Here is a 26,003-nt window from a genome sequence, read left to right on the forward strand (position 1 = left end):
TCAGATGGTTCCTCCTTGGATTTCATTTAAATGTTCGAGGATATACTCTTTGATGAACCCGATCACCTCGGGGGCGGACAAGGGGATTCCCTCGAGGACCTGCCGAAACTCCCGGGTATCGGCCGCAAACTCCCCCGCCGCGGTTTTATGGGAGTAAACAAAGTCAATGTCGGGATTGCACTGGATCAGGGAGGTGACGGTGGAGGCGACGTCCCCAAGCGGGGTACGGTCGATATTATGTAATCCAAGCCGTGCCGTCACGGTGGTGCCCACGCCGGGCTGTGAGCGGATGTCAAAGGAACCGCCCGTCATTTCGCAGGCCATTTTCAAAAACGGAACGCCCAGCCCCACCTTCCGGGTGGTGCGGGTGGTATAAAACGGGTCGGTCACCCGATCCACCTGCTGGGGCGTCATGCCGCAGCCGTTGTCCCCGATGGCAATGATCAAGAGGTCCTCCTGCTCGTCCTCCTCCACGGCAATGGTGATGAGGGACGCGCCGGCCTTGACCGAGTTCTGCGCAACATCCAGGATGTTGAGCGAAAGTTCCTGCATCATAGGCGGTTAACGGTCCGCGTATTTCGCCAGGATGTCATCCACGTCGTCGGGTTTAAGTCTGCCATAGACCTCGTCGTTGATGGTAAGGACGGGGGCCAGGCCGCAAGCGCCGATACAGCGGCAGGCTTCGAGGGAGAACTTACCGTCGGCGGTACACTCGCCGCCCTTGATGCCGAGCGCCTCAGACAGGCGTGCATAGACGTCGCCGGAGCCCTTGACGTAGCAGGCGGTGCCCAGGCAGACCGAGATTTTGTACTTGCCCTTGGGGTTGAGGGTGAACTGGGCATAGAACGTTGCGACGCCATAGACCTCTTCGAGGGGGATGCCGAGGCCATCGGCGACCATCTTCTGCACCTCGATGGGCAGGTAGCCATAGATTTCCTGCGCCTCCTGCAGGACGGGCATGAGCGCACCCTGCTGGTCCTTATGCGCGGCAATCGCTTGTTTGAGCTGCTCCTCCTGTTCTTTTGTGCCGGAGAACGGGATGGAACTGATGGTGTTTGCCATATCTGAATTACCTCCTTGCGAGAATACAGGCCGCCGTGTCAAAAATTTAACAAAGCGACCGCTCTTACGAAATCATTATAACAGAAATGGTCTTGTAAAGTCTATGGTAAGAAAGAGAAAACGCGTTAAAATTTTCATAAAACCTAGCCAAACGGGAGGATTTTTGTTAAAGAATCTACAATCTTTGGCAAAATTCAGGAAAAAGCCCCAATAATTTACCAGATGAAGTCAGAAATCAAGGGGTTCTCAAGGGTTCTCGACCCTTGGGCGGGCGGCAAGCTGCCGCCGCCTATTTGCGAAAGGACTAGCGTACGGGCGGCAAAGCTCAGCCCGCGGCGGCAAACTGCCGCCGCCTATTCGCGAAAGGACTAGTTTGCAACACGAAAATGCTCAGCCCGCGTTTTTAACAAGAGGGTACCAAGGGGGAGGCGCCCCTTTGGGCTCGAGCAGGGCAAAATAATAGGAAGCGTAGAGCCTAAAGGGTTTTCTTTTCATTCTGTCTTTTCTCCACTGCGCAGATGTGCCGCATAAGAACAAAATTTATGTACTGCGAAAAGTTCCTTCCGTCCATACGGGCGTACTGGGTAATTTTATCTACAACATCGCTATCCAATGTGATGCTGACTTTTTCTTTTAACGGACTGGTAACCGGGCTCATCGTTTCCCCTCCTTGCGTGTAATTTTACAACCCGCTAGCTGCATTTCTATTGCAACTTTCTCTTGGGTGAGCTTCTTGATCTTTCTTAGCCGCCTCAAATTAGAGCCAATATTTATATCTTGACGAATCTTATTCATATTACCAAACCTTTTGCTCAATATCAGTTGCATTTGAGTCTAGTATATGGGAATATAAAGAAATTTAAGCTCAATATATTGAGCAAATCAAAAAAAAGGGCAGCATTTTGAAAAGAAAACCCTTTAGGCTCTACGGTTCCTATTATTTTGCCCTGCTCGAGCTCTTGGCCCTGCTCAGGGGCTGTACCATTCAAATCGAAAAGGAGGTATCCCCATGTGCGCTCACAAACGTGCCGACTGCGGCCACATCATCTTCGACCCCGACGAGGTCATGCGCAGGCAGGGCACCAACGATGCCGAGCTCTGCGAATACGCCCGAATCCGTCCCGAACAGCTCCGCCACTACCGCCAGGACAAGATAAAAAAGCTCTCCCACGATTTCGTCGCCCGCCTGTGCTACGTGCTCGAATGCCAGCCCGGCGAAATCTTCCGCTACATCCCCGCCGGGGAGGGTTCCGCCGCCGGGGAGGATTCCGCCGCCGAGGAGGATTCCGCTGCCGGGGAGCAGGCTTTTTAGGGGAACCCCCTTTCATTTAGAATGTTGGTTGATCGGTCGTTTGAATTTGTTTAATTGTGTAAAAAAATTAACTGGAATGGTTAATATATACTAAGTTTTCCTTCCTTAGTGACCGCTATTTTTGAGGAGGAAAAACAATGGCAAGTGCAAATAAGACCGCACTGGGTCTAAATCAATGGTCTTTATCCGACAAGCCTACCATGGAGGACTTTAACGCCGACAATGCATTACTGGATCAAATACTTACTCATTGGAGTTCACCCTACGGCCTCAGAAGTCTTCTGATCAATCCATATCTGATCATCAACCAGCGCGGGCAGTCAAGCTATATCGTTACTTCCGACAAATGGACTTATTTCGCCGACCGTTGGAGGGCTAAATCTGCCAACGGAACCACCACCATTCTCAAAAACGCTTCTGGGGGTTGGGACATCCCCTCCGGTGTTACCATCCAACAGGTGATAGAGGCGGAACAAGCAGATCTATATCAAGGAAGATCTGCTACGCGAGGCTGCATCATCAATGGAGCGTTCACCGCAGAGACGTTCATTATTTCCGGGCCGGTTATTTTTGAAAAGACATTCGAGTGGGCAGGAACGATTCGTTATGGAGACGTAGTTTTGGGTGCAAATCTAGAGGAACCTCTACCGTTTAATTCTAGTGATATGCTGACAGTATCCCGATATTTTAAATGCTTTGGCCCTATTTCTTGGCCAGTAGTTGGCGGGGGACCGACCCGCGAAAAGGACTTTGTAGTCGTATATTTTGAACCCATGAGGGCAGCTCCTGTTGTAACCATGATAGGCACATTAAATTCTAATATATATTTAAATGAACTGTCATATGGGAATATGAAAAAGACCTCTTCGATTTCAATAGAGTCAAAAGAGTACATGGTTGAATTTACAATATTGGGAGACGATTTACTAATTCCATATCAAGGTAGATTATCGTTTGTTCGTGATGCTAGGGTGTGGTTTGATGCGGAAATCTACGACTAAATTTAAAAAGGGCCATTTGCCGCAAGACAAATGGCCCTTTCTTCTTATCCTTATTGCTTCATTTCCGATAGTTTTTTGAGCGCGTCCCTGCGCGAGAGGTTGATCCGGCCCTGCGGGTCGATCTCGGTCACCATCACCACGATCTCGTCGCCCACGTTCACCACGTCCTCTACCTTCTCCACACGGTGGTCCTCCAGCTTCGAGATGTGGCACAGGCCCTCCTTGCCCGGAGCAATCTCCACAAATGCGCCGAAGGTCATGATCCGCGTGACCTTGCCCTTGTAGAGCGTGCCCGGCTCGGGATCGTTGACAATCGTATTGATCACGTTGATCGCGCGGCGGGCGTTCTCAATGTCGATCGCCGAGACGAAGACGCTGCCGTCCTCCTCGATGTCGATCTTCACGTCACACTCGGCGCAGATCTTCTGGATCACCTTGCCGCCCGCGCCGATCACTTCGCGGATCTTATCCACGTCGATCTTCAGCGAAAGCATCTTGGGCGCGTACTTGGAAAGCTCGGCGCGCGGCTCCGGGATCACCGGCAGCATCACGTCGTTCAGGATGTGCATGCGCGCCTTGCGGGTCTTCTCGAACGCCTCGCGGATGATATCGATGGTCAGGCCGTCCACCTTGATGTCGACCTGGATGGCGGTGATGCCCTTCTCGGTGCCGCCCACCTTGAAGTCCATGTCGCCGAAGAAGTCCTCCAGACCCTGGATGTCCACCATGGTCATCCAGCTGCCGTCCTCATCGGTGATCAGGCCGCAGGAGATGCCCGCGACCGGCGACTTGATCGGCACGCCCGCGTCCATCAGCGCCAATGTGGAGGCGCAGATCGAACCCTGGGAGGTCGAGCCGTTCGAGGAGAGCACCTCGCTGACCAGGCGCAGCGCGTAGGGGAATTCCTGCACCGGCGGGATGACCGGCAGCAGCGCGCGCTCGGCGAGCGCCCCGTGCCCGATCTCGCGGCGGCCCGGGCCGCGGCTCGGCCGGGTCTCACCCACCGAGTAGGAGGGGAAGTTGTACTGATGCATGTAGCGCTTGGTGTCCTCGTTGTCGATCCCGTCGAGCATCTGCGCGTCGGATACCGGGCCGAGGGTCACCACCGTCAGCACCTGGGTCTGGCCGCGGGTGAACATGCCCGAACCGTGGACCCTGGGCAGCAGCCCGACCTGCGCGTTGAGCGGGCGGATTTCATCGAGGCCTCTGCCGTCCACCCGCTTGCCCTGCTTGAGCCAGTCGCGCACCACGGTCTTCTGCAGCTTATAGATCGCCTCGTCGATGATCGCGCCCTGCTCGGGGTACTCCTCATCGAATTTCGCATGGATGTCCTCGATCACCGGCGCGAGGTTCTGATCCCTGACGTTCTTGTCGTCCGAAAGCAGCGCCTCGGCCACCTTCTCGCGGGCGTAGTCCGAAATCGCGTCGAACATCTCGTGCGGGACTTCCTTGCTCTCGAAGCTGAACTTCGGCTTGCCGATCTCCTTCTGCACGTCCGCGATGAAGGCGACCATTTTTTTGAGCTCGGCGTGCGCCGTCTCGATCGCGCACAGCATGGTCTCGTCCTCGACCTCGTTGGCGCCCGCCTCGATCATCACGATCTTTTCGGCCGAGGCCACCACGGTCAGGTCGAGGTCGGTCTTCTCGCGCTGCGCCTCGTTGGGATTGACGATGATCTCACCGTCCACCAACCCTACGTTGCACCCGGCCAGCGGCCCCTTCCAGGGGATGTCCGAGATCGAGAGGGCAAACGAGGTGCCGCACAGGCCGCATACCTCGGGCGAGAAATCGGGATCGGCGGACAGCACGGTGATCACCACCGAGACGTCGTTGCGCATATCCTTGGGGAAGAGCGGGCGGATCGGGCGGTCCACCATCCGGGAGGCGAGGATCGCCTTCTCGGTCGGGCGGCCCTCACGGCGCATGAAGCTGCCGGGGATCTTGCCCACGGCGTAAAGCTTCTCCTCGAAGTCCACCGAGAGCGGGAAGAAATCGATCCCGTCGCGCGGCTTCTTGGACGCGGTGACGTTGACCAGTACGGTGGTCTCGCCGTAGCGCACCAGGCAGCTGCCGTTCGACAGCCCGCACATCATGCCGGTTTCAAAGGTCATTTCATGACCGGCAAAGGTGGTCTTATAGACCTTGTGATTTTCAAACATTCTTTTGCCTCCTGTTCGTTTATCGACGCGATCACTCGCGCGCTGTTTTGCAGGCGGCAGGGGGATTTAGCAATAAATCCGGCCTCCGAGGGTTCCGGGGGTCCGATTCACTGCTAAATGGACGCCCTTTCCGCCTGGCGGGTACAAGTTTCTTGGCCGCGTAAGATGCGTAGAAAGGCAGGGCGGCTTAAGGCCGCTCCTGCCTTCTGGCACGAAAGACTATTTACGCAGGCCGAGCTTCGCGATCAGAGCACGGTACCGGTTAATATCCTTTTTCATCAGGTAGTTGAGCAGGTTGCGCCGGCGGCCGACCATCCGCAGCAGCCCGCGGCGGGAATGGTGGTCCTTCTTGTGCTCCTTGAAATGCTCCTGCAGGTCGTTGATCCGTTTGGTCAGGATCGCGATTTGCACCTCGGGGGAACCGGTGTCGCCCTCGTGGGTGGCGTTCTGCTGGATGACTTCCAGCTTCTCTTCTTTTCTCATCATGATGGATTGCACCTCATTTTTAAATATTTGCCGGTAATCCAAGAACAGGGCCAGAGGTGTGCCGTCTGAATGCAGACTTACCCCCTGTTCTGAGAAAACGGTCATACAAATGATAGTTTAGCATACCGCTATCCGTTTGTAAAGCAAGTTTTCAAAATATTCCACAGAAAGTATGCGCCGGCAGCGGCGCTTTATGCCCCGTTTCACCGCAGAGTGCGGTGAAACGCCTTCAGCTCATCCTTGACTTCTTTTGGCAGGTCGTGCCAGCGCACCCCGCGGATCGCGCCCTCCAGCGCATAGAGCATATTGACACATGCGCCCGGGTCGCTGCTGGCGCGCACCAGCTCGATGGCCCGCCTGCTGCCGAGCTGCCGCAGGCGCTCGGGCGTGTCGATCCCGGCGGCAAGCAGCTTCTCCTCATTCACCTTGCTGATGTTCGGCAGCTTTGCCAGTTCGCCCATTTTAAACCTCCGCTCCCTTCCTGTGACCTATTTCTGGTTTTCCCTTCTTTGGCACCGCAGCTCCTCGAGCGCTTCGCGCATCTGCTCAAGCCCGCCCTGGTGGCGCTGCGAGCGCATCCCCGGGAAGGCGCGCAGCAGCCTGCGGTGGATATGGCGGCTGCTCAAGCGCATCCCCGAGAGCTGCCGGGTGAGCGCGTCGATCCTCGCTTGCATCTGCTCCCGGCGCTCCTGCCGGCTTTCGGCCAACTCCTCCCGGCGCTCCAGAATGTTCTGCTCGAACTCCTCGTGGTAGCGCCTTGTCTTCTCTCTGATTTCCTCCCGCAGCGCCTCGAGCTTCTCGAGGTGCTCCTGCAGTGAGAGTATCCCCCGCACCGTGCCCACGGTATCGGCAGTGAAGTAGCAGACCATCGCCGCGGCCAGCAGAAGCGAGAGTATTTCCGGCAGGCGCAAAAGCAGCCGCTGCACCGCCGGATCGAGCAGCAGGACCACAAAGGAGGCCATCAGCCCGAAGAGCAGCGAGTTGCGCAGGCAAACCCGCCCGTGGAGGTTCAGGGCCCGCTTGGAGTAGTCCCACCACTTGGTATGGAAGAGCCGCTCGAGCAGGTAGCCGGTGGCGTACTCCAACGCGCTCGTGAGGACCACCGCTGCCAGAAAGAGCAGGACGGGCAGCCGCGCGAAGGGGCGCAGCAGGTAGACGACCAAGAGAGCGCCAAAGCCGTAAACCGGGCAGAACGGCCCCGAGAGGAAGCCGCGGTTGACCAGCTCCCCCTTCGGAAGCGAGCAATAAACCGTCTCACACAGCCAGCCCAGAAAGCTGTAAATACAAAAGCTGAGAATTAAATTTGCTGCAACCAACATGGATCCTTCCCTCTGTCAAGCTGAAATCAAAGGGCCTTCCCGGCCGCCCCGTCCTTTTGTCACATCAGCGGCGCGAAGATGCGCAGCAGCGCCCGCCCGAGGCGGACATACCAGCGCGCGCCCGCCTTCTTTTCGGTGATCAGCTCGCAGCGCTGCAGGGTATCGAGGATGTCCTGCTTGACCGCCCCGACCACCTTGGAGAAGTAGAAGGCGACCCCGCACTCGAAATGCAGGTAAAAGCTGCGGTAGTCCATGTTGGTGGTCCCCACGATGGCGACCTTGTCGTCCGCCACGAACATCTTGGCGTGCACAAAGCCGGGGGAATACTCGTAAATCTTCACCCCCGCCTTGATCAGCGGCAGGTAGAACGAGCGGGTGACCGGATGGACGAACCACTTGTCCGGCACATGCGGGGTCATGATCCGCACATCCACCCCGCTCTGCGCGGCGAGGGTCAGGGCGCCGAGCATTTCATTGTCCAGGATCAGGTAGGGGGTGGTGATATAGACATAGTTTGTCGCGCCGTTGATGATCTGCATATAGGCGTTTTCGGCCACGTTGAGCGAGTCGAGCGGCGAGTCGCCAAAGGGCTGCACATACCCGTCGCTCTCTGCCTCGACGGTGGGGCGGTAGCGCTCCACGTCGAACTCGTCCCCGGTGGAGAAGCACCACAGCTGCATGAAGAGCAGCGTCAGGTTCCAGACCGCCTCGCCCTTGAGCATGACCGCGGTGTCCTTCCAGTGCCCGTGCTTTTGATAGGCGTTGATGTACTCGTCCGCCAGGTTGATCCCGCCGGTGAAGCCGACGTTCCCGTCGATCACGCAGATCTTGCGATGGTCGCGGTAGTTGAGCACCGAGTTGACATGCGGGCGGAAGGGGTTGAAGACGCAGACCCGGATCCCGGAGGAGGCGAGCACCTTGTCATACCCCGGCGGCACCGTCTGGATCGAGCCCAGGTCGTCGTACATCAGACGCACCTCAACCCCCTCGCGCACCTTCTGCTGCAAAATTTTCAGCACGTCGCCGAACATCTTCCCTGGTTCGATGATAAAATACTCCAGGAAGATGAAATGCCTGGCCTTCTGCAGCTCCTCGAGCAGGTAGCGGAACTTGACCTCTCCCAGCTCGCAGTACTGCACCGAGGTGTTCTGGAAGACCGGCGCGCCGGAAATCCGGGTGATGTAGGCCGCCTGCCGGCCCAGAAACGCATCCTCCTCGCCCAGGGAGCGGCCCACCCCCTTGTGGGACTGCTCCTCCACAAAGGGGAGGATATCCTTGTAGTACCCCTCGATCTTGCGGCTGAGCCCCTTGCTCATGCGCTTGTCGCCGAACATCAGGTAGAAGACGATCCCCACGATGGGGAAGGCCATGATCAAAATGACCCAAGCCAGCTTGTAAGAGGGGTTTTCGTTCTTGGACACCAGCCAGATCACCGAGGCGGCGCTCACCAGCTCGAGCAGGGAGTAGACGTAGACCGAGGCCGAGGACAGGTAGACGACCAGGTTGACGACGAAGGCCATCTGCAGCAGGATCAGCACCGCCACGATCACCATGCGGCTGGTTAAAAATTTGAGAAGTTTTTTAATCACTAAAATTGCACATCCTTTTTTGTGGGGGAGGCGTCCCCGCGAGACAGGTCCGGCGCAGGCGGGCCCGTTCGCTTTTGTTTTTATGTCCAGGCAGCCGATAAAAATGGCGGACAGACCCCCGGTCCGCCCGCCATAATCAACCCATGTTCGCTGTCAGATCGCGTAGCCCTTGATATCCTCGGGCAGCTCGCTGATGTCGCAGGAGACGGTAAAGGTGATGTTCGCACCGCCATCCTTGGTGATGTTGTCAAGCTTTTTGACCATCTCGCCGAAGGCGGCGTAATCCCGCCCGCCGATTTTAAAGGTACCGTCGATAAACAGATCGGTAATATCATAATTGCCGGCCAGGATTCCGGTGAGGAAGCCGTAGAAGGCGTCGAACCCCTCGATCTTGAAGGCATCGGATTCAATCAGGCGGGCATGGTGGTCGATGTCATAGGTCAGCTTCATGCCCTTTTCCACACAAACGACGTTCCCGCTCGAATTTTTGACTGCATCATTGGTCAGCTCGACCAGACGTTTGGTCTTCCCGCTGCCTTTGTTCCCGATGATCAATTTAATCATGGTGTAGTCCTCCTAGAATTTATTTTTAATACTTGCGAGTAGAGTTCCCGTCTTTACCGGAGCTTCTCCTCCAGCGCGGCTTTCATGTCCTCGTAGCCCGGCTTGCCCAGCAGGGCGAACATATTTTTCTTATAGCTCTCCACCCCCGGCTGGTTGAAGGGGTTGACGCCCAGCAGGTAGGCCGAGATGGCGCAGGCCTTCTCAAAGAAGTAGACCAGCCATCCGAAGGTGTACTCGTCGATCTCGTCGACGTCGAGCATGAGGTTGGGCACGCCGCCCTCGGTGTGGGCGAGCACGGTGCCCTTCATGGCCTTCTCGTTGACCACCGACATGTTCTGGTTCGAGAGGAAGTTGAGCCCGTCGAAGTTCTGCTCGTCGTTCTTGATGAAGAAATCCTGCTTCGGGCGCTTGATGTTGACCACCGTCTCGAACATGATCCGCGAGCCCTCCTGGATGAACTGCCCCAGGGAGTGCAGGTCGGTGGAGAAGGTGACCGAGGAGGGGTAGAGCCCCTTATTGTCCTTGCCCTCGCTCTCGCCGAAGAGCTGCTTGAACCACTCGCCCATCAGGGTGAAGGAGGGGTCGTAGGTCACGAGGATCTCCATCTTTTTGCCCTTGCGAAAAAGAATGTTGCGCAGCGCGGCGTAGAGATAGCAGTCGTTTCTGCTCAGGTCGCAATCGTTGTAGGCCCTGGTCGCGTCGGACGCGCCCGCCATGATCTTATCAATGTCCGCGCCCGAGACGGCGATGGGCAGAAGCCCCACCGCGGTGAGCACCGAGAAGCGCCCGCCCACATCGTCGGGGATCACGAAGGTCTGGTAGCCCTCGCGGTCGGAAAGCTCCTTGAGCGTGCCGCGCGCCTTGTCGGTGGTGGCGAAGATGCGCTCCTTCGCGCCCTCCTTGCCGTAGCGCTCCTCGAGCAGCTCGCGGAACACCCGGAACGCCAGCGCCGGCTCGGTGGTGGTGCCGGACTTGGAGATGATGTTGACCGCGACGTCCTTCCCCTGGCAGATGCTCAAAATCTCATTGAGATAGGTCGGGCTGATGTTGTTGCCGCAGAAGTAGATGTCGGGGGTATCCTTCTTGAGGTTGTTATAAAACGGGGAGCGAAGCAGCTCGATCGCGGCGCGCGCGCCGAGGTAGGAGCCGCCGATCCCGATGACGATCAGCACATCGGCGTTCTGCTGGATCCACTTGGCAGCCGTCTTGATACGGGAGAACTCCTCCTTGTCGTAGCTGTTGGGAAGGTCCACCCAGCCGAGAAAATCATTGCCCAGCCCGGATTTCGTATGCAGGGTATCATGCGCCGCTTTGACCTGCGGGGCGATCCCCTCAAGCTCGTGCGGTGCGACGAAGTCTTTTACATATTTTGTGACCAATGAAACTGCCATTCGTTTCGTACTTCCTCTCCTGATGAATCTCACGGGCCCTGCCGCCATGCCGGGCGGCCGCCGCCAGGAAGGGCTCCTCCGCTTTCAAAACGGGGAAACTTCTTCATGTTACATTTTATCCTACCGCTATGGGAATGTCAACCGGAAAGCGGATTTATTCCACGCAGGGAGCGCCCATCGCAACGAGGCTGCCGCCGAGCTTCCCGAGCGCCCGCAGGAAGGTCATTTTCTTCACTTCCTCCCGGGTCTTGATCGGGAAGGAGCAGATTTCCTTCGAGTCGATGTGCACCACCACCCTGCCCACGGTCTGGTTCTGTTCCACCGGGGCGGTGACGCTTTCGGGCAGGGTGATCTCATAGGCGAGCTTGCCCTCCTGCGCGCGGGGGATGACCACCGTCTCGGGCGGCTCGGTGTAAAGCTCCGCCTGCTCGCGCACCCCGCGCAGCACCCGCAGCGCGCCGAGCTCGCTGTCGGGGGATTGGATGGGCGCGCTCATGAAGTTGCCGAAGCCGTAGTCGAGCAGCTTGCGGCTGTCCCCGAACTGGGCGTCCGCGTTGGGAGCCGAAAGCACCACCGAAATGAGCCCCATCCCGTCCCGGTTGGCGCTCGCGCACAGGCACTTGCCGGCGTTGTCGGTCGAGCCGGTCTTGAGCCCTGTGGTGCCGGGATAGTGGTAGACCAGCTTGTTGGTGTTGACCAGCTGGGTCTCCCCCGAGCGCAGCTCATCCATCCAGATGGAGGTGTACTCGGTGATCTTTGGGTGGCGCAGCAGCTCCCCGGCCATGACGGCGACGTCCCGCGCCGTGGTATAGTGGCCGTCCTCGTCGAGCCCCGTGCAGTTGCGGAAGCTGGTGTTCACCATCCCCAGCTCGTGCGCCTTCTTGTTCATCTTGTCTACGAACGCCGCCTCGGTCCCGGCGATCTTCTCGGCCAGGGCGACCGCGGCGTCGTTGGCGCTGGCCACCGCGGTGGCCTTTAAGAGCTCATGCACCGTCATCTGCTCGCCCGGCTCCAGCCAGATCTGCGAGCCGCCCATCGAGCTGGCGTAGTCCGAGCAGGAAACCGTGTCCTCGTAGGAGAGCTGCCCATTATCGATCGCCTCCATCACCAGCAGCAGGGTCATCACCTTGGTGATGGACGCGGGGGCCAGCTTTTCGTCCGGGTTTTGCTCATAGAGCACCTGCATGGTGGACTGCTCCACCAAAATTGCCGATTTCGCGGTCAGCCCCAGGCTCCCCGCCTGCGGGGAGGCGGCCTCCTCATTCCCCGCAAAGACCGGTATACTCAGAGAAAACAGGGCCGCGCACAGCGCCAGCAGGCCGGCGATCATCCTGGTACGCATACAATCTTCACCACACCTCACCTAAATTTAGCAAAAGCCTGGTATTATTGTATGCGCCTTTGTGGCCGGGCTATACGTTGTCCGCGCTTAGTTTGCGCCCGGAATGTCCGGCATGCATGAATAGCAAAATATGCCGCAATGTTTCATTGCGGCATATCGTTTGCAGACAATATTTCTTACTGGATGTAGGGTTTGATCTCCTCGAGGAACTTCTCGCAGTTGTCCGAATGGATTTCCACCTTGATCGGCTTGGAGAGGTCCAGGCTGAAGATGCCCATGATGGACTTGGCGTCGACCGCGTAGCGCCCGGAAATCAGGTCCACGTCGAAATCGTACTTGGAAACCATGTTGACAAAAACCTTGACGTCGTTGATGGTATTCAAAAGAATCGTTACACTTTTCATGATGATGTTGCCTCCATTCATTTTGATGCGTTATTTTAAGGATATTGCCTATATTTACAATATATCAGTCCGCTAGTTTTAAGTCAACTGCTAATTGTTTTGTATTTGTAAATTTATTATAATGGTTATAAACAGGATTACCCAATTGTCTAATTTGTATACAACTTGCAGAATATTCCATTTCGACCGGCCAAAATACAACCAGCTTTGTATCGGATTTTTGGCCGGTTTTCCCTTTTGCAGGAATCCGCAAACGAGCTTAAAGGAGCACTATGAAGGCTGCTTTCTACACCTTTGGCTGCAAGGTCAACCAATATGAAACCCAGAGCCTGATCGGCCAGTTCGCGGCGGCGGGCTTCTCGGTGCGTCCCATGGAGGAAAACTGCGACGTCTACGTCGTCAACTCCTGCACCGTCACCGGCGAGGGGGACAACAAGGTGCGCAAGCTCATGCGCCGCCTGCGCCGGGAGCACCCCGCCTCGCTGCTGGTGCTCTGCGGCTGCTATGCGCAGGCCTTTCCCGACGTCGCCGCGCTGGTGCCAGAGGCGGACGTGATCACCGGCGCCTCCAACCGCGGCGCTCTGCTGCCGGCGGTGCAGCGGGCGCTCAGCACCAGGGAGCGCATCCAGGAAATCGTTCCCCACCACCGGGGCGAGCCCTTCGAGAGCATGCAGGTGACCCACTTCAACGAGCGCACCCGCGCCTTCATCAAGATCCAGGACGGCTGCGAGCGGTACTGCGCTTACTGCATCATCCCCTTCGCGCGCGGGCCCTTCCGCTCCAAGCCCCTGGACGAGCTGGAACGGGAACTTCTTGCCCTCGCCGCGGGCGGCTACCGCGAGACGGTACTGGTGGGGATCAACCTCTCAAACTACGGGGTGGACACCGGACGCCGGCTGCTGGACGCGGTGTCTCTCGCCTGCTCCATCCCCGGGCTCGAACGGGTGCGCCTGGGGAGCCTGGAGCCCGAGCTGCTGGACGAGGAAACCATCTGTGCGCTGGCGGCGCTGCCAAAGTTCTGCCCGCAGTTCCACCTCTCGCTGCAAAGCGGGTGCGACGAGACCCTGCGCCGGATGCGCCGGCACTATAATACCGCCGAGTACCGCGCGATCGTCAGCCGCATTCGCGCGCGCTTCGATCATCCCGCCATCACCACCGACGTGATGGTCGGCTTCCCCGGGGAGAGCGACGAGGAATTTACACAGTCCCTCTCCTTCGTGCAGGAGACCGGCTTTGCCAAGGCCCACGTCTTTTCCTATTCCCGCCGCCCCGGCACCGCCGCCGACAGGATGGACGGGCAGGTGCCCGCCGGCGTCAAGGCCGGGCGCAGCCGCCGCATGCTGGCAGCCGCCGCAGAAAGCCGCCGTTGCTTCCTGTGCTCCCAGGTGGGGCTGCGCTGCGACGTGCTCTTCGAGCAGAATCCCGAGGGGGGCGTCTACACCGGCTATACCAAAAACTATACCCCCGTGCGGGTACATTCCTCCCGCGACCTGCGCGGGCAGATCATCCCGGCCGTCCTCACCGCGGCCGGGGAGGACGAATGCGAGGGCGAACTCGTAAAATAGCGCGGCGAGCCGCCGCGACAGGATAAACAAGAACCGCTGCCGCCAATGAGAAAGGGGACCCCAATGAGCGTTTACCGTATTTTTGTGGAGAAGAAACCGGCCTATGCCGTCGCGAGCGAGGAGCTGCGGGAGGACCTGCGTTCCGCGCTGGGGATCGAGCTGCACGAATTGCATCTGCTCAACCGGTACGATTTGGAAAATCTCAGCGAGGAGACCTTCTCCTACGCCTGCCGGACCATCCTTTCCGAGCCGCAGGTGGACGACACCTATCCCGCCTGCCCCTATGAGGAGCTGCGCGTCTTCGCCGTGGAGTACCTGCCCGGCCAGTTCGACCAGCGCGCCGACTCCTGCGCGCAGTGCATAAGCCTCGCCACCGCTCAGGAGCGGCCTCTGGTGCGCACCGCGCGGGTCTATGCGATCGACCGCAGCGTATCGGACCAGGACTTCGAACGGATCAAGCAGTACCTGATCAACCCCGTCGAGTCGCGCGAGGCGAGCCTCGCGCGGCCCGATACCCTAAAGGTGGCGTACGAGATCCCCACCACCGTCAAGACGCTCGAAGGGTTCACCGCGCTGGACGAAGCGGGGCTCCATGCCTTCCTCGACGAATACGCCCTGGCGATGGACCTGGACGACGTATGCTTCTGCCAGCACTACTTTAGAGAAACCGAGCGCCGCGACCCGACCATCACCGAGATCCGGATGATCGACACCTACTGGTCGGACCACTGCCGGCACACCACCTTTTCGACCGAGATCGGGAAGGTGTCCATCGAGTCCCCCTACATCAAGGAGAGCTTCGAGCACTATCTGCGCCTGCGCGAGAGCCTGGGCCGACAGGAGAAACCGATGACCCTGATGGATCTTGCGACCATCGGCGCCAAGGCCCTGCGCGCGCAGGGCGTCTTAAACGATCTGGACGAGAGCGAGGAGATCAACGCCTGCTCGGTCAAGATCAAGGTGGATGTGGACGGGGAGCAGCAGGATTGGCTTTTGATGTTCAAAAACGAGACCCACAACCATCCCACCGAGATCGAGCCGTTTGGCGGCGCCGCCACCTGCCTGGGCGGGGCGATCCGCGACCCGTTGTCCGGGCGCAGCTACGTCTACCAGGCGATGCGCGTCACGGGCGCTGGCGACCCGCTGGTCCCGATCGAGGAGACCCTGCCGGGCAAGCTGCCCCAGCGCAAGATCGTCACCACCGCGGCGGCCGGCTACTCCTCCTACGGCAACCAGATCGGACTTGCCACCGGGCTGGTGCATGAAATCTACCATCCCGGCTATGTGGCGAAGCGCATGGAGATCGGCGCGGTGGTCGGCGCGGCCCCGTGTGAAAATGTGCGCCGCTCCCGCCCGCAGGCGGGGGACGTGGTGCTGCTGCTCGGCGGCAAGACCGGCCGGGACGGCTGCGGGGGCGCCACCGGCTCCTCCAAGGTACATACCCTCTCCTCGCTGACCACCTGCACCGCCGAGGTGCAGAAGGGCAATCCGCCCGAGGAGCGCAAGCTCCAGCGCCTCTTCCGCAACCCCGAGGCCACCCGGCTCATCAAGCGCTGCAACGACTTCGGCGCGGGCGGCGTGTCGGTGGCCATCGGGGAGCTGGCCGACGGGCTGCAGATCAACCTGAACGCCGTCCCCCAGAAGTATGACGGGCTGGACGGCACCGAGCTTGCCATCAGCGAGTCCCAGGAGCGCATGGCCGTGGTGGTGTCCGCCGAGGACGCGGCGGCCTTCACCCGCCTGGCGAGCGAAGAAAACCTCGCGGCCGTGCAGGTGGCGGTGGTCACCGAGGCCCCCCGCCTGAGCATGGAGTGGAACGGCAAGCGGATCGTCGACCTCTCCCGCGAATTCTTAAATTCCAACGGCGCCAAGAAGCACACCGATATTGAGGTGTCTGCCCCCGCCGGGAGGCCGGAGCCCGCGCTTCCCGCGGGCGCAAACCTCGAGGAGAAGCTCTCCTCCTTCATGAGCGATCTGCGCCGCTGCTCCCAGAAGGGGCTTTGCGAGCGCTTTGACTCCACCATCGGCGCGGGCAGCGTGCTTATGCCCTTCGGCGGGCGCTACCAGCTGACCCCCGCGCAGGCGATGGCGGCTAAAATCCCTCTGCTGCGGGGCGAGACCACCACCTGCTCGCTGATGGCTTTCGGCTACGACCCCGACGTGGCGGTGCGCAGCCCCTACCACAGTGCCATGCTCGCGGTGATCGAGTCGGTGGCCAAGGTGGTTGCCGCCGGCGGCGACTACCGCCACTGCTGGCTGACCTTCCAGGAATATTTCGAGCGGACCAAGGGCGACCCCAAGCGCTGGGGCAAGCCGATGGCCGCCCTGCTCGGCGCGCTCGAGGCGCAGATAAGCCTCGGGATCGCCTCGATCGGCGGCAAGGACTCGATGTCCGGCTCGTTCGAGGAGATCGACGTGCCGCCCACATTGGTCTCCTTCGCCGTGTCGGTGGGCAGCACCCGGCGCATCCCCTCCCCCGAATTCAAGGGGGCCGGGAACAACGTCTACCTGCTCGCCCCGCGCTATGATGAAAACGGGCTGCCCGACTTTGAGTCTGTCCGCGCGGTCTTCGATAAGATGCAGTCATTGATCCAGGCCGGGCGGGCCCGTTCGGTCTGGGCCATCACCGGCGGCGGGATGCTCGAGGGGCTTTGCAAGATGGCGCTGGGCAACCGGATCGGCTTCAGGGCGGCCGAGGGGCTGACGATGGAACGGCTGCTCTCCCCCCTCTTCGGCGGCTTCCTCTTCGAGTGTGAGGGGAGCGTCAAGCACGCCGAGCTCCTGGGCGTCACCGAGCGGGAGTACCGCTTCACCCTGGGCGGCGAGAAGGCCGACCTGCTGACGGTCCAGGCCGCTTATGAAGGGAAGCTCGCCCCGGTCTTCCCCTATCTCACCCCCAATGGAAAGGGCGAGGTCGAGCGCTACGCCTACGACTGCCAGCGCAGCGTCAGCCCCAAGGTCGGCATTGCCCGGCCCAAGGTGGTGGTCCCGGTCTTCCCGGGCACCAACTGCGAGTATGACACCGCGCGCGCCTTCGAGCGCGCCGGGGCCGAGGCGCAGATCGTGGTGCTGCGCAACCTCTCGCCGCGCGACATCGAGGAATCGGTGCAGCAGATGGTGCGCGCCATCGAGGGCAGCCAGATCATCGCCCTGCCCGGTGGCTTCTCGGGCGGCGACGAGCCGGACGGCAGCGCCAAGTTCATCGTCTCGTTCTTCCGCAACCCGGCCATCACCGAGGCGGTGCACGGGCTTCTTGATCAGCGCGACGGGCTGATGCTGGGCATCTGCAACGGTTTCCAGGCGCTGATCAAGCTGGGGCTACTGCCCTTCGGGCATATCCAGGATGTGGACGACAGCTGCCCGACGCTGACCTATAACACCATCTGCCGCCACCAGTCCATGCTGGTGCGCACCCGGGTGGTGACCAACCGCTCGCCCTGGCTGATGAAGTGCCAGCCGGACGACGTCCACACCATCGCCGTCTCCCACGGGGAGGGCCGCTTTATCGCCAGCGGCGGCATGCTCGAGCGTCTGGCGGAAAACGGGCAGATCGCCACCCAGTACGTCGATCTCGACGGGAATCCCACCATGGACATCCGCTTCAACCCCAACGGCTCCTATGCCGCCATCGAGGGGATCACCTCCCCCGACGGGCGCATTTACGGCAAGATGGGCCACACCGAGCGCGGGGCCAACGACCTGTTCCAGAACGTCACCGGCTTCAAGGATCAGCCGATCTTCGCCGGCGCGGTCGAGTATTTCCACATTTAAATAAATATAAAAGAGCCCCGGCTGTTGCCGGGGCTCTTTCTTTTTCCACAGGAGAAGATGGCGGCCCTGCCGCCATGGGGAAACCCCTTGATAGGGTTTCCCCACGCAAAAACCTCCCACCGGGAGCTTTTTGCTCCCCTTCCTGATCTTTAGGGGGATTTTATAATGCTAACTATCCCGAAAGGGGGCACACGGGGGGAAACGATTCGTTTCCAGCCCGTGAGGCGCACCGCTCGCGAAGCGAGCCTGCATTTTTGGTCGGGGGCCAAAAATGTGTGCGCCTGCTCCCCTTCCTGATCCGAAGAAGGATTCCGTCAAGGCGAGTGACAGCAGTCTGGAAAGGCCGCGGGCGCTGCCCGCACCCGCCAAAGGACTTAGTCCTTTGGAAACCAAAGACTAACCCGAAAGGGGGGCCCAACGCCTTAAAAGGCGTCTGGGGAAACGGCAGAGCTTTTCAAATGAAAAGCTTTTTCCCAGCCCGTGAGGCGCACCGCCCGCAAAGCGAGCACGCATTTTTGGCCGGGCGCCAAAAATGCGTGCTCCTACAGCCGCTCCTCCTCGCTGACCTGCACCTTGGTGCGCCAGATCCCGCTGCGCCAGCGCAGGAACATCACCAGCGCGCGCAGGCATTCGTCGATGGTCATCGCCAGCCAAATCCCGGCGATCCCCATCCCGAGGCAGAGGCCGAAGAGCCATCCGCCCCCGACCGAGATCACCCATTGGGAGACGACCCCGGCCGCGACCGGGAACTGCACGTCCCCCGCCGCCTGCAGCGCCTTGACAAAGATGCTGTTGATGGTGTGGCCCATCTCGTTGACGATCTGGAACCCGAGCACGATCCTGCCCATGCGCAGGATTTCCGGATTATCCGTAAACAGCCCGAAGAGGAAGTCGCTGCACAGAAACATCAAAATCACGATGGGCAGGGTGATCGGCACCGCGACGCGCAGAGTGCGCATGGTGCGCCTATCGCATTCCTCCATCTTCCCCGCACCCGCCATGTGGCCCACCACGATCTGCGAGGCCTGGGCGAGCGAGGAGGTAAACATCGCGGCCACCCGGGTAAACATCATGGCGTAGACCTTGGTGGTGACCACCGCCGTGCCCATGATATTGAGGAAGGTCAAGCAGCAGGTCTGCGCGAGGTTATAGGACAGGTGCTCGCCTCCCGAGGGCAGGCCGATCATCAACAGCTTTCGCAGCAGATCGCCCGGGAAGGGGCGCAGCAGCCGCAGCGAGAGGCGCACCCCGATCTCCCGGGAAAAGAGCACCGCCATGATCCCGATGCCGATCAGACGGCTCAGGCAGCTCGCAATGGCGGCCCCCGCTACCCCCAGCGCGGGAAACGGCCCAGCGCCGTGGATCAGCAGCAGATTGCCCAGGATGTTGCAAAGGTTGATGACCACCGAGACGGCCATCGACTCCTTCATCAGCTCGTTGGACCGGAAGATCGCCGTAAAGGTGAGGAAGACCGCCTGCAGCGAGATCAGCCCGCCGTTGATGCCAAGATAGGTCACCGCATCGCCCATCAGCTCCTGCGGGGTGGACATCAGGCGAAAAATCGGGCGGTTAAAGAGCAGGATCCCGCCCGCCACCGCCAGGCTGAGCGCCAGGTTGACCAGGAAGGCCAAGGTGTAGAGCTGCGCCACCTTCTCCCGGTTGCCCGCGCCCAGGTACTGGGAGACCAGGATGGTGGTGGCGGTGCTGATCACGCTGAAGACCAGGATCAGCATGTTAATGATCTGGTTGGCGTTGCCCACCGCAGCCACCGCCGTGTCGGAATAGTGGCTGAGCATGATCTGGTCGATGTTCCCGACCAGGATCTGCAGCAGGATTTCGATGAAGATCGGCCAGGTGAGGTGGAACAGTGAGGTGTTGGAATCCAAGGTGATTTCGCGTTGCATGGCCCCGTCTCTCCTTTTCGCTTGTTGCTTTCATTTTACATCCTCTTTACCGATTGCGCAAGGCAGCATTCCCGCCTCCTTTTCGCACTATAGAAAAGAGGAGATGGTAAGATGACGAAAAAACGCATGACGGCGCTCATGCTGTTACTGGTGCTCACCGCAGTGTTCCTATTTGTGCTGCGCCCCTTTGGGCGCAGGCCGTTTGCCCATTTAAAGGATGGGGACATCCTGTCGGCTTCCTTCTTCGTCAGCCCGCCGGGGGAGACGCTGCCGCTCACCGACCCCGCGCAGCTCGATGAGCTTGCCGAAATCCTGCGCGGGCTGGTGGTCTACCGCAAGGATGATTCGGGCCGGGACTACGCCGGACAGCTGGTGGAGGTCACCTTCACGCTCCGGGATGGGAGCACCCACACCGCCGGGGCCTACAATCCCTTTTTATATCTGGACGGGGTCTGCCACCGGACCAAGTACCGGCCCTGCGAGGCGCTAAACGCCTTCGGCAACCGGCTGCTGCGGGAACAGTAAGGAGGCCGGGGGTGCCTCGGCCTCCTGTCGTCATTCCCGTTCGATCTGCACCTTGGTGCGCCAGACTCCGCTGCGCCAGCGGATGAGCATCACCGTTCCGCGCAGGCATTCGTCCGCCGCCATCGCCGCCCATATCCCGGCGATCCCCCAGTGCAGGACGATCCCCAGCAGGTAACCGATCCCGACCGAGACCAGCCACTGCGAGATGATCCCCACCACCACCGGGAAGCGCACATCCCCGGCCGCCTGCAGAGCGCGCACCAGTACGATATTGAGCGCGCGCCCGACCTCGAGGGCAACCTCGACCCCCAACACCACCCTGCCCATGCGCAGGATTTCGGAGTTCTGGGTAAACAGTCCGAAGAGGAAATCGCTGCACAAAAAGAGCAGCAGGGCGATCCCGAAGGAAACCGGTACCGACGAACGCAGGGTGCGCATGGTGCGCCGGTCGGCATCGTCCATCTCACCCGCGCCGACGAGGTGCCCCACCACGATCTGGGAGGACTGGGCAATGGCCGTGACATAGAGGTAGGCGAGCATCGAAAACATCACGGCATAAACCTTGGTGGTGACCACCGCAGTCCCCAGCATATTGAGGAACGCGAGGCAGCACATCTGGGTCATGTTGTAGGAGAGGGATTCCCCGCCCGAAGGCAGGCCGATCAGCAGTAGCCTCTTCAAAAGATTTCCCGGGAAAGGCCGCAGCACCCGCAGCGATATTTCACCGCTGACCTCCCGGCGGAAGAGGAAAAACATGATCACCACCCCGATCGCCCGGCTCAGGCAGCTGGAGATGGCGGCCCCCGCCACCCCCAGCGCGGGGATGGCCCCCGCGCCGTTGATCAACAAAAAATTGCCGAAAATGTTGGTCAGGTTGATCACCACGGCGATGAACATGGATTCCTTCATCAGCGCGTTGGAGCGGAAGATCGCCGAATAGGTCATGAACAGCCCCTGCAAAAAGATCAGGCCGCCGTTGATCAGGATATAGGTGGTGGCGTCCCCGATCAGCTCCCCTGGGGTAGCCATCCAGACGAACATCCGGGAATTGATCAGGAAGATGGCCGCCGCCACCGCCAGGCTGATTGCCAAGTTGACCAAAACCGCCAGGGTATAGATCTGCGAGACCTTCTCACGGTTGCCCGCGCCCAGGTACTGGGAAACCAGAATGGTGGTCGCCATGCTGACCACGCTGAACATCAGGATCAGCACGTTGATGATCTGGTTGGCATTCCCCACCGCAGCCACCGCCGTGTCGGAATAGTGGCTGAGCATGATCTGGTCCACGTTGCCGACCAGCATCTGCAGCACCAGTTCAATAAAAATCGGCCAGGTCATCCCAAACAGGGAGGTCTTGGCGTCGATGCGGATGGACTTTGACATAGGGGGTCCCTCCCTCGTTAACTTTTTGAGATTGCTTTTAGCTCTTTACATAGCGGCTATTATAGCACATCCGCCTCCCCCTGCATAGCCGCATTCTTCACACTCTTTTGGGCTTTCAGGCTGTCTATTTTTGTTCAGATAGCGGGAAGAAGTGGAGGCGTTTGCGTTCTGCAAAACAAAAAAGAGAACGCCAATCAGCGTTCTCTTTTTTATGTCCGCAATCGGACACTGGTGCCGGCATCGACCTATCTTCCCAGGCAGTCGCCCGCCAAGTATTGTCGGCGCAGATGAGCTTAACTTCTGTGTTCGGTATGGGAACAGGTGGTTCCTCATCGCCATTAACACCGGCCATTGGGTTGCCTCCCAAAGTATTGGGAGTCTCCCTTGCACTGGATCACCTTTTCTCCCAGCGCTTCGGAAGAATGAAAACACGAAGTGATTTCACTCTTTGAGAGCTTTTCCGGGAGGAAAAGCTAGTACCCAGAAAATTGAACAAAGAGCGTTGCAATAAAGCAACAAGAGAATATACACATTAGGACAAGCCCTCGACCGATTAGTACCTCCTGGCTAAATACGTCACCGCACTTACACCTGAGGCCTATCTACCTTGTAGTCTTCAAGGGGTCTTACCTGATTGACTCAGTGGGATATCTTATCTTGAGGTTGGCTTCACGCTTAGATGCCTTCAGCGTTTATCCATTCCGCACATAGCTGCCCAGCTGTGCTCCTGGCGGAACAACTGGTGCACCAGAGGTGCGTCCATCCCGGTCCTCTCGTACTAGGGACAGCTCCTCTCAAATATCCTGCGCCCACGACAGATAGGGACCGAACTGTCTCACGACGTTCTGAACCCAGCTCGCGTACCACTTTAATCGGCGAACAGCCGAACCCTTGGGACCGAATACAGCCCCAGGATGTGATGAGCCGACATCGAGGTGCCAAACCTCCCCGACGATGTGGACTCTTGGGGGAGATCAGCCTGTTATCCCCAGGGTAGCTTTTATCCGTTGAGCGATGGCATTTCCACTCACATACCACCGGATCACTAACTCCAACTTTCGTTACTGCTCGACCCGTCGGTCTCGCAGTTAGGCTGGCTTACGCGTTTACACTCAAAAGCACGGTTTCCGTCCGTGCTGAGCCAACCTTTGAGCGCCTCCGTTACTCTTTTGGAGGCGACCGCCCCAGTCAAACTGCCCACCTAACAATGTCCCCCGACCGGATTCACGGCCGCAGGTTAGAATTCCAGCACCTCAAGAGTGGTATCCCAACGTCGGCTCCACAGACACTGGCGTGCCTGCTTCTTAGCCTCCCACCTATCCTGTACATGAAATACCGAAATCCAATATTAAGCTACAGTAAAGCTCCATGGGGTCTTTCCGTCTTGTCGCGGGTAACCGGCATCTTCACCGGTACTACAATTTCGCCGGGCGGGTTGTTGAGACAGCGTCCAGATCGTTACACCATTCGTGCGGGTCGGAACTTACCCGACAAGGAATTTCGCTACCTTAGGACCGTTATAGTTACGGCCGCCGTTTACTGGGGCTTCAATTCAATGCTTGCACATCTCCTCTTAACCTTCCAGCACCGGGCAGGTGTCAGCCCCTATACGTCATCTTTCGATTTAGCAGAGACCTGTGTTTTTGCTAAACAGTCGCCTGGACCTATTCTCTGCGGCTCATATTTCTATGAGCACCCCTTCTTCCGAAGTTACGGGGTCAATATGCCGAGTTCCTTAACAACCCTTCTCCCGTTGGCCTTAGAATTCTCTTCCTACCTACCTGTGTCGGTTTGCGGTACGGGCGCCTCTGATATTCATAAAGCTTTTCTCGCCTGTCGCTATGAGCACTTCCCTACTAATCTTCAGTCCCTTTCGACCGGGTCTACCAACGCCCGGCTTGCTCACTTTGACAGTGTCCCTTTACTTAAATCTTTTGGCGGCTACGGAATTTCTACCGTATGTGCATCGGCTACGCCTTTCGGCCTCACCTTAGCTCCCGGCTAACTAGGAGCGGACGAACCTTCCTCCTAAAACCTTAGGCTTTCGGCCATTATGATTCTCACATAATTCGCGCTACTCATTCCGGCATTCTCACTCGTATACAGTCCACCGCCGCTTTCGCTACGACTTCTCTCCATATACGACGCTCCCCTACCCCTCATGCTTTCGCATGAAGCCCAAGCTTCGGTGTCAGTTTTAGCCCCGTTACATTTTCGGCGCAGAGCCACTCGACCAGTGAGCTATTACGCACTCTTTTAATGAGTGGCTGCTTCTAAGCCAACATCCTGGTTGTCTTAGCAGCTCCACATCCTTTTCCACTTAAACTGACTTTGGGACCTTAGCTGTGGGTCTGGGCTGTTTCCCTTTCGACAATGAGACTTATCTCACACTGTCTGACTGCTGTGCTAAGATTATCTGGCATTCAGAGTTTGATAGGGTTCGGTAACCTCTCGGCCCCTAGCCCATTCAGTGCTTTACCTCCAGTAATCATACACAACGCTAGCCCTAAAGCTATTTCGGGGAGAACCAGCTATATCCGGGTTCGATTGGAATTTCTCCGCTATCCACACCTCATCCGCCGCCTTTTCAACGGAGGTCGGTTCGGCCCTCCATGGAGTTTTACCTCCACTTCAGCCTGGACATGGATAGGTCACCCGGTTTCGGGCCGAATGCAACAAACTGGACGCCCTTTTCAGACTCGGTTTCCCTTCGGCTTCAGACCTTAAGTCCTTAACCTTGCTCGTTACATACGCTCGCCGGACCGTTCTACAAAAAGTACCCTATTACACATTGACGTGCTCTAGGTGCTTGTAGGCACAGGGTTTCAGGTTCTTTTTCACTCCCCTCCCGGGGTCCTTTTCACCTTTCCTTCACAGTACTATACGCTATCGGTCACCAGGGAGTATTTAGGCTTGGAGGGTGGTCCCCCCGGCTTCCCACGGGATTCCTCGTGTCCCGCGGTACTCTGGATCCTGCTCGCTGACTCGACTTTTCGCCTACGCGCCTCTCACGCCCTCCGGGCTGCCTTCCCATGCAGTTCGGCTAAGTCTCGTCAATGCTAAATGCAGTCCACAACCCCAATGGTATTTCTACCTTTGGTTTGGCCTCTTCCGCGTTCGCTCGCCACTACTAGCGGAATCTCGGTTGATTTCTCTTCCTCCCCCTACTTAGATGTTTCAGTTCAGGGGGTTCCCCTCATACAGCTATGGATTCACTGTATGATGACCGGAAATTACTCCGGCCGGATTGCTCCATTCGGACATATACGGATCAATGCCTGCTTGCGGCTCCCCGTATCTTTTCGCAGCTTGCCACGTCCTTCGTCGGCTCCTGGTGCCAAGGCATTCGCCCTGCGCCCTTTATAGCTTGACCTTATGTGTTGTTCTCTCTCAGCAAATTTGTAGTATTACCCATTTGAATCCTGGACTTTCATCCAGAATCCTTGGTTTTTCCTCAATTCGCAGTTTACTCTTTGTTCAATTTTCAAGGTACTATTGCCTCGGGCACAGCCCGACGCATTGCAAGAACGCAATGCGTTCTTGTGCTTGCTTCAGACTCCGCTCGAGTCATTTTGAAAACCCACTCTCGGAGCGTAGCTCCTCCCGCCAAGCACTTCGTGCTTGCCAGCGTGGCTTTTCTTTGGTGTGGGCTCCGCCCACTTGATTTTGGTTTTACCTTTCAGCAAAACCCGGGTGGGTACAATGAAAACTTATCCTCACTATACCTCTGGTGGGCACAAGCTGCGAGTCACTCTCTGCCTAGTTGCTTACATTTTCATGCAAGCGTTTCGGCCTTTCGTTTCTCTTCGCATGTTCCCTCTGGTGGGCACAAGTGGACTCGAACCACCGACCTCACGCTTATCAGGCGTGCGCTCTAACCACCTGAGCTATGCGCCCATAGTCTGGCGTAGCCTGTGCATGGCGTCCCTCGTCCGTTCCTCTCGTCCCCATCCTGCTTCCAACGCCACACGTCCGCTCCCCTTTCGGTTCGCTTTCCTGCGCGTCTTGGCCGTGGCTGCTTGCCACTGGTGGAGATGAGGAGGTTCGAACTCCTGACCCCCTGCGTGCAAGGCAGGTGCTCTCCCAGCTGAGCTACACCCCCATCTTTCTGAAAGTCCTGCTCCCAACTTCTCCCCGGCTATCACGAAGAATTCACCGCTGTGCGCAAGCACAGGAGGAGCTTCGCTCCGACAGGTGAATTCTTTGAGACGCCAACGGGGACGTTG

Annotated in this window: 19 protein-coding genes, 2 tRNA genes and 2 rRNA genes; 5 read left to right on the forward strand and 18 right to left on the reverse strand. The window is 58.6% G+C overall.

Annotated elements, in window-relative coordinates; all coding sequences use genetic code 11:
* From B5477_RS13250 to B5477_RS13260, 3 genes are all read right to left on the reverse strand, one after another.
* Positions 1-555 (reverse strand): ATP-binding protein, encoded by a 555-nt coding sequence (locus B5477_RS13250; protein WP_079700121.1) that lies wholly within the window; start codon positions 553-555, stop codon positions 1-3.
* A gap of 6 nt (positions 556-561) precedes the next feature.
* Complete coding sequence (gene nuoE, locus B5477_RS13255) at positions 562-1,062, reverse strand: NADH-quinone oxidoreductase subunit NuoE (RefSeq protein ID WP_079700122.1); 501 nt, start codon at positions 1,060-1,062, stop codon at positions 562-564.
* Between the two features lie 475 nt (positions 1,063-1,537).
* Positions 1,538-1,720 carry a hypothetical protein gene (locus B5477_RS13260; protein ID WP_079700123.1) on the reverse strand — a complete coding sequence of 61 codons (183 nt, stop codon included), beginning with the start codon at positions 1,718-1,720 and terminating at the stop codon, positions 1,538-1,540.
* Positions 1,721-2,071: 351 nt separating this feature from the next.
* Here B5477_RS13260 and B5477_RS13265 point away from each other — a divergent pair, with 351 nt between their 5' ends.
* Positions 2,072-2,374, forward strand: coding sequence for a helix-turn-helix domain-containing protein (locus B5477_RS13265; protein ID WP_079700124.1), 303 nt, complete (start codon positions 2,072-2,074; stop codon positions 2,372-2,374).
* Between the two features lie 137 nt (positions 2,375-2,511).
* Complete coding sequence (locus B5477_RS13270) at positions 2,512-3,375, forward strand: hypothetical protein (RefSeq protein ID WP_079700125.1); 864 nt, start codon at positions 2,512-2,514, stop codon at positions 3,373-3,375.
* A 50-nt stretch (positions 3,376-3,425) separates the two neighbouring features.
* On the opposite strand, the gene B5477_RS13275 is transcribed toward B5477_RS13270, so the two are convergent.
* The 9 genes from B5477_RS13275 to B5477_RS13315 form a co-directional block, all read right to left on the reverse strand.
* On the reverse strand, positions 3,426-5,534 hold the full coding sequence (locus B5477_RS13275) for a polyribonucleotide nucleotidyltransferase (protein ID WP_079700126.1): 2,109 nt from the start codon (positions 5,532-5,534) through the stop codon (positions 3,426-3,428).
* Positions 5,535-5,753: 219 nt separating this feature from the next.
* On the reverse strand, positions 5,754-6,020 hold the full coding sequence (rpsO, locus tag B5477_RS13280) for a 30S ribosomal protein S15 (RefSeq protein ID WP_147651030.1): 267 nt from the start codon (positions 6,018-6,020) through the stop codon (positions 5,754-5,756).
* Positions 6,021-6,223: 203 nt separating this feature from the next.
* A complete protein-coding gene (locus B5477_RS13285; protein ID WP_079700127.1) occupies positions 6,224-6,481 on the reverse strand; it encodes a TfoX/Sxy family protein in 258 nt (85 codons plus the stop codon).
* Positions 6,482-6,508: 27 nt separating this feature from the next.
* Positions 6,509-7,339 carry a putative ABC transporter permease gene (locus B5477_RS13290; RefSeq protein ID WP_079700128.1) on the reverse strand — a complete coding sequence of 277 codons (831 nt, stop codon included), beginning with the start codon at positions 7,337-7,339 and terminating at the stop codon, positions 6,509-6,511.
* Between the two features lie 59 nt (positions 7,340-7,398).
* Positions 7,399-8,925, reverse strand: a complete 1,527-nt coding sequence (gene cls, locus B5477_RS13295) for a cardiolipin synthase (protein ID WP_079700499.1) — start codon at positions 8,923-8,925, stop codon at positions 7,399-7,401.
* Positions 8,926-9,081: 156 nt separating this feature from the next.
* The gene (locus B5477_RS13300) at positions 9,082-9,492 is read right to left on the reverse strand and encodes a hypothetical protein (protein WP_079700129.1); all 411 of its coding nucleotides are present in this window, start codon (positions 9,490-9,492) and stop codon (positions 9,082-9,084) included.
* A gap of 53 nt (positions 9,493-9,545) precedes the next feature.
* Positions 9,546-10,883, reverse strand: coding sequence for a glucose-6-phosphate isomerase (locus B5477_RS13305; protein WP_079700130.1), 1,338 nt, complete (start codon positions 10,881-10,883; stop codon positions 9,546-9,548).
* A 154-nt stretch (positions 10,884-11,037) separates the two neighbouring features.
* Positions 11,038-12,225 (reverse strand): D-alanyl-D-alanine carboxypeptidase family protein, encoded by a 1,188-nt coding sequence (locus tag B5477_RS13310; protein ID WP_079700131.1) that lies wholly within the window; start codon positions 12,223-12,225, stop codon positions 11,038-11,040.
* A 176-nt stretch (positions 12,226-12,401) separates the two neighbouring features.
* A complete protein-coding gene (locus B5477_RS13315) occupies positions 12,402-12,629 on the reverse strand; it encodes an HPr family phosphocarrier protein (RefSeq protein ID WP_079700132.1) in 228 nt (75 codons plus the stop codon).
* Between the two features lie 272 nt (positions 12,630-12,901).
* Between B5477_RS13315 and mtaB the strand changes: the two genes are divergently transcribed.
* Positions 12,902-14,194, forward strand: coding sequence for a tRNA (N(6)-L-threonylcarbamoyladenosine(37)-C(2))-methylthiotransferase MtaB (mtaB, locus tag B5477_RS13320; RefSeq protein ID WP_079700133.1), 1,293 nt, complete (start codon positions 12,902-12,904; stop codon positions 14,192-14,194).
* A 63-nt stretch (positions 14,195-14,257) separates the two neighbouring features.
* Positions 14,258-17,965: a phosphoribosylformylglycinamidine synthase gene (locus B5477_RS13325; protein WP_079700134.1), complete on the forward strand. Its 3,708-nt coding sequence runs from the start codon at positions 14,258-14,260 to the stop codon at positions 17,963-17,965.
* A 542-nt stretch (positions 17,966-18,507) separates the two neighbouring features.
* On the opposite strand, the gene B5477_RS13330 is transcribed toward B5477_RS13325, so the two are convergent.
* Positions 18,508-19,869 carry an MATE family efflux transporter gene (locus B5477_RS13330; protein ID WP_079700135.1) on the reverse strand — a complete coding sequence of 454 codons (1,362 nt, stop codon included), beginning with the start codon at positions 19,867-19,869 and terminating at the stop codon, positions 18,508-18,510.
* A gap of 111 nt (positions 19,870-19,980) precedes the next feature.
* On the opposite strand from B5477_RS13330, the gene B5477_RS13335 reads away from it, so the two are divergent.
* Positions 19,981-20,394 carry a hypothetical protein gene (locus B5477_RS13335; RefSeq protein WP_079700136.1) on the forward strand — a complete coding sequence of 138 codons (414 nt, stop codon included), beginning with the start codon at positions 19,981-19,983 and terminating at the stop codon, positions 20,392-20,394.
* 30 nt (positions 20,395-20,424) lie between these two features.
* On the opposite strand, the gene B5477_RS13340 is transcribed toward B5477_RS13335, so the two are convergent.
* The 5 genes from B5477_RS13340 to B5477_RS13360 all read right to left on the reverse strand — a co-directional run bounded on the left by B5477_RS13340 (position 20,425) and on the right by B5477_RS13360 (position 25,879).
* On the reverse strand, positions 20,425-21,777 hold the full coding sequence (locus B5477_RS13340; RefSeq protein WP_079700137.1) for an MATE family efflux transporter: 1,353 nt from the start codon (positions 21,775-21,777) through the stop codon (positions 20,425-20,427).
* 232 nt (positions 21,778-22,009) lie between these two features.
* Positions 22,010-22,126 (reverse strand): 5S ribosomal RNA (rrf, locus tag B5477_RS13345).
* A 184-nt stretch (positions 22,127-22,310) separates the two neighbouring features.
* A 23S ribosomal RNA gene (locus tag B5477_RS13350) occupies positions 22,311-25,150 on the reverse strand.
* A 447-nt stretch (positions 25,151-25,597) separates the two neighbouring features.
* A tRNA-Ile gene (locus tag B5477_RS13355) sits at positions 25,598-25,674 on the reverse strand.
* Between the two features lie 129 nt (positions 25,675-25,803).
* Positions 25,804-25,879 (reverse strand) — tRNA-Ala (locus tag B5477_RS13360).
* Positions 25,880-26,003: the final 124 nt, after the last annotated feature.

The organism is Provencibacterium massiliense (assembly GCF_900169495.1).
Lineage (GTDB): Bacteria > Bacillota > Clostridia > Oscillospirales > Ruminococcaceae > Harryflintia > Harryflintia acetispora.

What these genes read in the sequence shown, in the direction of transcription:
- B5477_RS13315 (WP_079700132.1), bottom strand. Translation starts at nt 12,629, where the DNA reads ATGAAAAGTGTAACGATTCTTTTGAATACCATCAACGACGTCAAGGTT.
- B5477_RS13250 (WP_079700121.1), bottom strand. Translation starts at nt 555, where the DNA reads ATGATGCAGGAACTTTCGCTCAACATCCTGGATGTTGCGCAGAACTCG.
- B5477_RS13290 (WP_079700128.1), bottom strand. Translation starts at nt 7,339, where the DNA reads ATGTTGGTTGCAGCAAATTTAATTCTCAGCTTTTGTATTTACAGCTTT.
- B5477_RS13340 (WP_079700137.1), bottom strand. Translation starts at nt 21,777, where the DNA reads ATGTCAAAGTCCATCCGCATCGACGCCAAGACCTCCCTGTTTGGGATG.
- B5477_RS13335 (WP_079700136.1), top strand. Translation starts at nt 19,981, where the DNA reads ATGACGAAAAAACGCATGACGGCGCTCATGCTGTTACTGGTGCTCACC.
- B5477_RS13330 (WP_079700135.1), bottom strand. Translation starts at nt 19,869, where the DNA reads ATGCAACGCGAAATCACCTTGGATTCCAACACCTCACTGTTCCACCTC.
- B5477_RS13325 (WP_079700134.1), top strand. Translation starts at nt 14,258, where the DNA reads ATGAGCGTTTACCGTATTTTTGTGGAGAAGAAACCGGCCTATGCCGTC.
- B5477_RS13310 (WP_079700131.1), bottom strand. Translation starts at nt 12,225, where the DNA reads ATGCGTACCAGGATGATCGCCGGCCTGCTGGCGCTGTGCGCGGCCCTG.
- rpsO (WP_147651030.1), bottom strand. Translation starts at nt 6,020, where the DNA reads ATGATGAGAAAAGAAGAGAAGCTGGAAGTCATCCAGCAGAACGCCACC.
- B5477_RS13260 (WP_079700123.1), bottom strand. Translation starts at nt 1,720, where the DNA reads ATGAGCCCGGTTACCAGTCCGTTAAAAGAAAAAGTCAGCATCACATTG.
- B5477_RS13285 (WP_079700127.1), bottom strand. Translation starts at nt 6,481, where the DNA reads ATGGGCGAACTGGCAAAGCTGCCGAACATCAGCAAGGTGAATGAGGAG.
- B5477_RS13270 (WP_079700125.1), top strand. Translation starts at nt 2,512, where the DNA reads ATGGCAAGTGCAAATAAGACCGCACTGGGTCTAAATCAATGGTCTTTA.
- nuoE (WP_079700122.1), bottom strand. Translation starts at nt 1,062, where the DNA reads ATGGCAAACACCATCAGTTCCATCCCGTTCTCCGGCACAAAAGAACAG.
- B5477_RS13265 (WP_079700124.1), top strand. Translation starts at nt 2,072, where the DNA reads ATGTGCGCTCACAAACGTGCCGACTGCGGCCACATCATCTTCGACCCC.
- mtaB (WP_079700133.1), top strand. Translation starts at nt 12,902, where the DNA reads ATGAAGGCTGCTTTCTACACCTTTGGCTGCAAGGTCAACCAATATGAA.
- B5477_RS13300 (WP_079700129.1), bottom strand. Translation starts at nt 9,492, where the DNA reads ATGATTAAATTGATCATCGGGAACAAAGGCAGCGGGAAGACCAAACGT.
- B5477_RS13305 (WP_079700130.1), bottom strand. Translation starts at nt 10,883, where the DNA reads ATGGCAGTTTCATTGGTCACAAAATATGTAAAAGACTTCGTCGCACCG.
- B5477_RS13275 (WP_079700126.1), bottom strand. Translation starts at nt 5,534, where the DNA reads ATGTTTGAAAATCACAAGGTCTATAAGACCACCTTTGCCGGTCATGAA.